Origin of the sequence: Trinickia soli (assembly GCF_002879855.1) — a bacterium.
GTDB lineage: Bacteria > Pseudomonadota > Gammaproteobacteria > Burkholderiales > Burkholderiaceae > Trinickia > Trinickia soli.
The window spans coordinates 21,433-28,047 of the sequence record NZ_PNYB01000040.1 but is presented as its reverse complement, the minus strand read 5'-3'; the positions used below and the strand labels follow the sequence as shown (position 1 = coordinate 28,047).

Genomic DNA, 6,615 nt, shown 5'->3' with positions numbered 1-6,615 from the left:
GCTACTTCCCGCGTCTGAAGGAGCGGGCCACGCAGCTCGCGGGCACGCTCTCGGGCGGCGAGCAACAGATGCTGGCGATGGCGCGCGCGATCATCAGCCGTCCGAAGCTGCTGTTGCTTGACGAGCCCTCGATGGGTCTGTCGCCGATCATGGTGGAGAAGATCTTCGAAGTCGTGCGCGACATTTCGAAGGAAGGCCTCACCGTGCTGCTCGTGGAGCAGAACGCGCGCCTCGCGTTGCAAGCGGCTAACCGCGGCTATGTGATGGATTCCGGTATGGTCACCATGTCGGGCGATGCCAAGCAAATGCTCGACGATCCGAAGGTGCGGGCCGCGTACCTGGGCGAGTAAGCCGGCGGGTAGTCGGCCGACAAGCCGGCCGACTACCCGGCGAGCAATGCCATCCTCTCGCGCGCCCGTGCTTCTCAGCACGGGCGCCGTCAAAAGGGCTGCCACGGCCCGTAGCAGTGTCGTTCTAAAACCCAAAAAAAATAGGGATTACAACAGTGTACAAGTCGCTTCTCACCGGCAGCGCGGCAGCAGCCGCGCTTTCTTTCGCACTTTGCAACGTCGCGCACGCCGACACGACCGTCAAGATCGGTCACGTCGCGCCGCTGACGGGCGGTTCGGCTCACCAGGGCAAGGACAACGAAAACGGCGCACGTCTGGCGATCGAAGAGATCAATAAGAAGGGCCTCGTGATCGGCGGTCAGAAGGTCACGCTCGAACTCGATCCGCAAGACGACGCGGGCGACCCGCGTCAAGCCACGCAGGTTGCGCAAAAACTCGTCGACGACAAGGTGGTCGCGGTCGTCGGTCACGAGACGTCGGGCACGTCGATCCCCGCGTCGAAGATCTACAGCGATGCCGGCATCGTGCAGATCTCGCCGTCGGCAACGAATCCGAAGTTCACGCTGCAAGGCTTCAAGACGACCTACCGCGTCGTCGCGACCGACGCGCAGCAAGGTCCGGCGCTGGCCAACTATGCGGCGAAGTCGATGGGCGTGAAGAAGGTTGCCATCGTCGACGATTCGACGGCATACGGCCAAGGTCTTGCGCAAGAGTTCGAAAAGGCGGCGAAGGCAGCGGGCCTGACGGTCGTGTCGCATGACGCGACGAACGATAAGGCCGTCGATTTCCGCGCGATCCTGACGAAGATCAAGGGCGAGAACCCCGACGCGATCATGGTTGGCGCCATGGACGCCACGGGCGGCCCGTTCGCCAAGCAAGCCAGGCAGCTTGGCCTGCGTGCGAAGATCCTCGCCGGCGACGGCGTTTGCACGGCCAATATCGCCGACCTGGCCGGCCCCGCTGCCGACAACATCATCTGCTCGCAAGCCGGCATCGGCCTGGATCAGATGGCCGGAGGCGCTGCATTTGCAACCAAATACAAGCAGCGTTACGGCCAGGACGTCGTGCTGTATTCGCCGTACACGTACGATGCCGTCTACATCATCGTCGACGCGATGAAGCGTGCGAACTCGGTCGATCCGGCGAAGATCCTTGCCGCCATGCCCACGACCGACTACAAGGGCGTCATTGGCGAGACGACGTTCGATGCGAAGGGCGACCTCAAGCACGGCGTCATCTCGATCTACGGCTATAAGGAAGGCAAGCGCAGTTTCATCAACAAGGTGGCGATGTAAGCCTGTTGCTTCGGCCCACCCGGGCCGAAGAACGCAAAAACCGCATGCGTGTGAGCGCATGCGGTTTTTTTTCCGGGGCGGCGCGCGGCGGCGGGATGCGCGCGCCTGTTGCTTCGCGCAGTGCGCTCAGAGCGAATCGAGCACCGTGCGCAGCATCGCCATCATCTGATCGATTTCGTCGTCGGTCACGTTCAGCGCCGGCATGAAGCGCAGCAGATTCGGCCGTGCCGCATTGAGCAGCAGGCCTGTCGGCTGCAGCTCGCGCGCCTTCTCCACGATCTGCGGCCCGATGTCCTTGCCGAGCAGCAGGGCGCGTAGCAGCCCTTCGCCGCGCTCGCCTTCGAAGCCGCGTTCGGCCGACAGTTCGAGCAGTTTCTCGCGCAGATATGCTCCACGCGCGCGCACGCTTTCGAGAAAGCCGGGCGTGACGAGCGTTTTGATCACAGCATGGCCGACGGCCGCCATGAGCGGATTGCCGTTGTAGGTGCCGCCTTGATCGCCCGCTTCGAACACGGCAACCTCGGCTTTCGACAGCAGCGCCGCGAGCGGCACGCCGCCGCCGATGCCTTTGCCGAGCGTCATGATGTCCGGCTCGATCCCGGCGAGCTCATAGGCGAACAACGTGCCGGCGCGGCCGCATCCGCTTTGCACTTCGTCGACGATCAGCAGCAGGCCGTGGCGTTGCGTCAGCTCGCGCAACTCGCGCATGAACTCGCGCGTAGCCGGAATCACGCCGCCTTCGCCTTGAATCGGCTCGAGCATGACCGCGACCGTCTTCTCTCCGATCAGCTTCTCGACCGATGCAATGTCGTTCAATTCAGCCTTCGGAAAGCCCGGCACCTGCGGGGCATAAAGCGTATCCCAACCCGGCTTGCCGCTCGCCGACATCGTCGCGATCGTGCGACCGTGGAAGCTGTGGTCGAAGGTGATGATCTCGTAGGCGCCGTTCTTGAACTTCTTGCCCCACTTGCGCGCGAGCTTGATCGCACCTTCGTTCGCTTCGGCGCCGCTGTTGGCGAAAAAGACTTTGTCGAAGACGCTATGCCCGGTCAGCAGCGTGGCGAGATTGGCCATCGGTTCGTTGTAGAACGCCGGCGAGGGATTGATGAGCGCGCGCGCCTGCTTCTCCAGCGCTTCGATCATCGCGGGGTGGCAGTGCCCGAGGCTGTTGACGGCCCAGCCTTGAATGAAATCGAGGTAGCGCTTGCCTTCGCTGTCGAAGATCCACGAGCCCGAGCCGCGCGTGAAAACGATGTCCGGCCGGTTGGTGATGTACATCAGCGACTGCATCGGGTTATCTGACGATTGCATGGCACGGCTCCGCGATAAATGAAGAAAGGGTGAGGGAGAAATGAAAAAAGCCACGGTAGTCCGTGGCTTTCGCGGTTTGACCGATTGCGCCCCTCGCTTGACTGTTGCGTGGCGAGGTGCGCGTCCGCTATGAGCCGACGGCTTCCCTTGCGGGTAGCGAGCGGCGACGTCGGAGGGCGGACAGGTGGCGGGTCATGGGCGCAAGAATACGACAATGAGCATGACGATGCAATCGCAGCAAAGCCTCGGCTGTCGCATTTTTTTCCCAGTCGGCGCGGACGCCGGCCATCAGCCGGCGCAACGTCAAACGGCGTTGACGAGGTCGGCTTCGCTCGTGAACGAATCGGCGTAAAACTCGTCGGCCGGCAACTGGTGGTGGGCCGTGAAATCGCGCAACGCCGATTCGACCATCACCGGTGCGCCGCACGCATAGACCTGATAGCCCGACAGATCGGGCAGATCTTCGATCACGGCACGATGCACGAAGCCCGTTCGGCCCGTCCAGTGGTCGCCCGCGTCGGGCTCGGACAGGACCGGCACGAACTTGAAGTTCGGGTGATCCCGGGTCCAGCCTTCGGCAAGTTCGAGCATGTAGATGTCTTGCTTGCGGCGCGCGCCCCAGTAGAGCGTGATCGGCCGCTCGATGTTCTTGAAGAAGGCGTGTTCGGCGATGGCCTTGATCGGGGCGAAGCCCGTGCCGGAAGCGAGCAGTACGATCGGCTTGTCGGAATCTTCGCGCAGGAAGAAGGTGCCGAGCGGTCCTTCGAAACGAAGGATGTCGCGCTCCTTCATCGTGTTGAAGACGTGATCGGTGAACACGCCGCCGGGCATATGGCGGATATGCAGCTCGATCGGGCCTTCCTGGTTCGGCGCGCTCGCCATCGAATAGCTGCGGCGCTTGCCGTCCTTCAGGATGAATTCGATGTATTGACCTGCCAGATACTGAAGGCGTTCGTTGGCGGGCAATTGCAGCTTCAGCACGATGACGTCGTCGGCCCGGCGCTCGAGCGCGTTGACGCGGCACGGCAGCTTTTTGACCTGGACATCGCCGACGCCCGCGATTTCGCGCACGTCGATGACGAGGTCGGATTGGGCCGTGGCGCAGCAGAAGAGCGCCATGCCGCGCGTTTTCTCATCGTTCGAGAGCGCCGACGACGAGTGCGCGCGCTGTTCGATCTCGCCCGAGACGACCGAGCCTTTGCATGAGCCGCATGCTCCGTTCTTGCAACCGTACGGGACGCCGACACCTTGTCGCAGGGCGGCCGTCAGCACGGGTTCGTCGGGTTCTACTTGAAACTGCCGGCCGCTTTGCCGGATCGTTACGTTGTATGCCATAGCTCGATCGAAACGAAAAATCAAAAAACCGTTGCGGCAAAGCGCGCTTCGCGGCTGACCGCTACAATGCGCGCAAATGAAAGCCACACGAATCTTGCGCCGGCCCCGCGTGTTGATCGTCGGGTGCGGCGATGTCGGATTGCGATGCGCGCAGCGTCTGCTCGCACGTGCTACACAGCCGCGCGTCATTGCGTTGACGACGCGCCCTGAGCGCGCCACATCGTTGCGCGCTCACGGGCTTACGCCAATTGTCGGCGATCTCGATGCGCCACGCAGCCTACGCCGTTTGGCAGGCATCGCTCGAACCGTCCTGCACCTTGCACCGCCGCCCTCGACGGGCGCCGACGACCCCCGTACGCAAGCCTTGATCGCGGCGCTCGGCACGCGGGCGCGCTACCGGGCCGCGCGGGGTTCGACATCGAGGACACGGCGCATGCGCACAGCGTTCGCGGCATCGCACGAGCGCGCGTTGCGCTGGCCTGCCTGCGGCAATCGCCCGGCGCGCTCGTCACTGAACCGGCGTATTGTACCCGAGCCCCCCCTGGCGGCCGGACGGTCCGTTCGCGTGCGCGTGGTCTACGCGAGCACCACGGGCGTGTACGGCGATTGCGCCGGCGCGCTGATCGACGAGACGCGGCCCGTGCGGCCTGCCAATGCGCGTGCGAAGCGGCGGGTGGCGGCCGAACGGCGGTTGCGGCGCGCCAATGTGCGAGGGACGACGGCGGCCAGCATCGTTCGCATTCCGGGCATTTATGCGCAAGATCGACTCCCGCTCGCGCGCATTCATCAGGGCAAGCCGGCGCTGGTCGACGCTGACGACGTCTACACGAACCATATCCACGCCGACGATCTCGCCGCCATCATGGTGCGCGTGGCGGAGCATGGGCGCATCGGGCGAGTCGTCCATGCGTCGGACGATACGGTGCTGAAGATGGGGACGTATTTCGATCGGGTGGCCGATGCGTTCGGATTGCCGCACGTGCCGCGCATCTCGAGGGGGACGGCCGAGCAGACGCTCGACCCGATGGTGCTGTCTTTCATGCGCGAGTCGCGGCGCTTATCGAACGCGCGTCTACGGCGCGAGTTGCGCGTGGTGCTGCGCTATCCGACCGTCGACGATTTCCTGCGCGGTGTCCCGAGCGGCGCGCCTGACGTCAAATGAGCGTCGGCAAGGCTTCCAGCAGCAGGAAGCACAGCAGCGCGCCAATCAACGCGCCGATCAGATTGGGGTGATATTGGCGCCGAACGTGCATGACCGCCAGCAGCGCGCCGATCAGAATCGCTCCGAGCGCGGCAAACACGAGCACCACGTACGAAATCTCGAACGTGCCGTTGATGACCACGATGCGCCTCCTCCCTCCAAACCCTTCTTTGGGCGGATCGGCGCGCGTGGCGCCGATCCGCTTTCGTTTGTAGAAAGTATAGGCGCGAGGGCGGGCCTACCCCATAGGGGGCAGACCCGATATGGGCCATCGATGCAACCTCAGCGTGCGGCATCGCACGATGCCGCTCTGCGGCGCGGTCCTTGGATCGGCTTACGCGGCGCGCAGCGCTTGCAGTTCAGCTTCGCCGAGCCATTGCCATGTCCCGGGGGCCAGCGTCTCCGGCAAGGCGAGGCCGCCGATCCGCTCCCTGTGCAACGCCTCGCAACGATTGCCGGCCGCCGCGATCATGCGCTTGACCTGATGGTATTTGCCTTCGTTGACGGTGATCTCGAGTTGCCGTTCGTCGCGCATGGCGGCCGCGGCCGCTGCAATCGGCGTTTTTTCTCCGTGCAGCAGGACGCCTTCGCGCAATGCCTGCAGTTGCCGTTCGTCGAGCGGGTGACGCGTCGTAGCGAGGTACGTCTTCGGCACCTTGCGTTTCGGAGACGTGAAGGCGTGGACGAATTGACCGTCGTCCGATAGCAGCAAAAGTCCTGTCGTGTCCTCGTCGAGACGGCCGACGCATTGCACGCCACGCGTGGCCAGCTGCGTCGGCAACAGGCCGAATACGCTCAAGTGATGCTGCGGCTCGCGCGAACACTCGTAGCCCGCAGGCTTGTTGAGCATCAGGTAAGCACGCTCGCGGTAGCGCCACGTGGTGCCGTCGACGTCGAACCTCAGGTCATCGATCGGGAAATCGGCGTCTGCGTCGGTTTGTATGCTGCCGCCGATGGCGACACGTCCTTCGGCGATCAATGCCCGACACTGACGTCGTGAGCCGAAGCCCTGAGAAAAGAGAATGCGTTCGAGGTCCATGGCGCGCGCGGAATCGGAATGGCCGCGATTGTACGCCCGGTGGGGAGGGTCGCCGACGGCCGCTCGACGCGCCCCACGACCGTT

Annotated in this window: 7 protein-coding genes; 3 read left to right on the top strand and 4 right to left on the bottom strand. The window is 63.9% G+C overall.

Annotation, left to right across the window (positions count from 1 at the left end):
* Positions 1–350, top strand: a 350-nt coding sequence (locus tag C0Z19_RS26775) for an ABC transporter ATP-binding protein (RefSeq protein WP_146012158.1), incomplete at its 5' end; no start/stop codon positions are given.
* Between the two features lie 155 nt (positions 351–505).
* On the top strand, positions 506–1,645 hold the full coding sequence (locus C0Z19_RS26770) for a branched-chain amino acid ABC transporter substrate-binding protein (protein WP_102612864.1): 1,140 nt from the start codon (positions 506–508) through the stop codon (positions 1,643–1,645).
* A 126-nt stretch (positions 1,646–1,771) separates the two neighbouring features.
* On the opposite strand, the gene C0Z19_RS26765 is transcribed toward C0Z19_RS26770, so the two are convergent.
* A complete protein-coding gene (locus C0Z19_RS26765) occupies positions 1,772–2,956 on the bottom strand; it encodes an acetylornithine transaminase (protein WP_102612863.1) in 1,185 nt (394 codons plus the stop codon).
* A 303-nt stretch (positions 2,957–3,259) separates the two neighbouring features.
* Entirely contained in the window at positions 3,260–4,291 is a 1,032-nt protein-coding gene (locus C0Z19_RS26760) for a CDP-6-deoxy-delta-3,4-glucoseen reductase (protein ID WP_102612862.1), read from the bottom strand.
* A gap of 76 nt (positions 4,292–4,367) precedes the next feature.
* Here C0Z19_RS26760 and C0Z19_RS26755 point away from each other — a divergent pair, with 76 nt between their 5' ends.
* Positions 4,368–5,453 carry an NAD-dependent epimerase/dehydratase family protein gene (locus C0Z19_RS26755; protein ID WP_102612861.1) on the top strand — a complete coding sequence of 362 codons (1,086 nt, stop codon included), beginning with the start codon at positions 4,368–4,370 and terminating at the stop codon, positions 5,451–5,453.
* Here the strand turns inward: C0Z19_RS26755 and C0Z19_RS26750 are convergent.
* Complete coding sequence (locus tag C0Z19_RS26750) at positions 5,446–5,634, bottom strand: hypothetical protein (protein WP_102612860.1); 189 nt, start codon at positions 5,632–5,634, stop codon at positions 5,446–5,448. The genes C0Z19_RS26755 and C0Z19_RS26750 overlap by 8 nt on opposite strands.
* Positions 5,635–5,826: 192 nt before the next feature.
* Positions 5,827–6,531, bottom strand: coding sequence for a pseudouridine synthase (locus C0Z19_RS26745; RefSeq protein ID WP_102612859.1), 705 nt, complete (start codon positions 6,529–6,531; stop codon positions 5,827–5,829).
* Positions 6,532–6,615 lie beyond the last annotated feature (84 nt).

Excerpts from the sequence above, each read along its gene's own strand:
- C0Z19_RS26765 (WP_102612863.1), bottom strand. The coding sequence starts at position 2,956 with ATGCAATCGTCAGATAACCCGATGCAGTCGCTGATGTACATCACCAAC.
- C0Z19_RS26760 (WP_102612862.1), bottom strand. The coding sequence starts at position 4,291 with ATGGCATACAACGTAACGATCCGGCAAAGCGGCCGGCAGTTTCAAGTA.
- C0Z19_RS26755 (WP_102612861.1), top strand. The coding sequence starts at position 4,368 with ATGAAAGCCACACGAATCTTGCGCCGGCCCCGCGTGTTGATCGTCGGG.
- C0Z19_RS26745 (WP_102612859.1), bottom strand. The coding sequence starts at position 6,531 with ATGGACCTCGAACGCATTCTCTTTTCTCAGGGCTTCGGCTCACGACGT.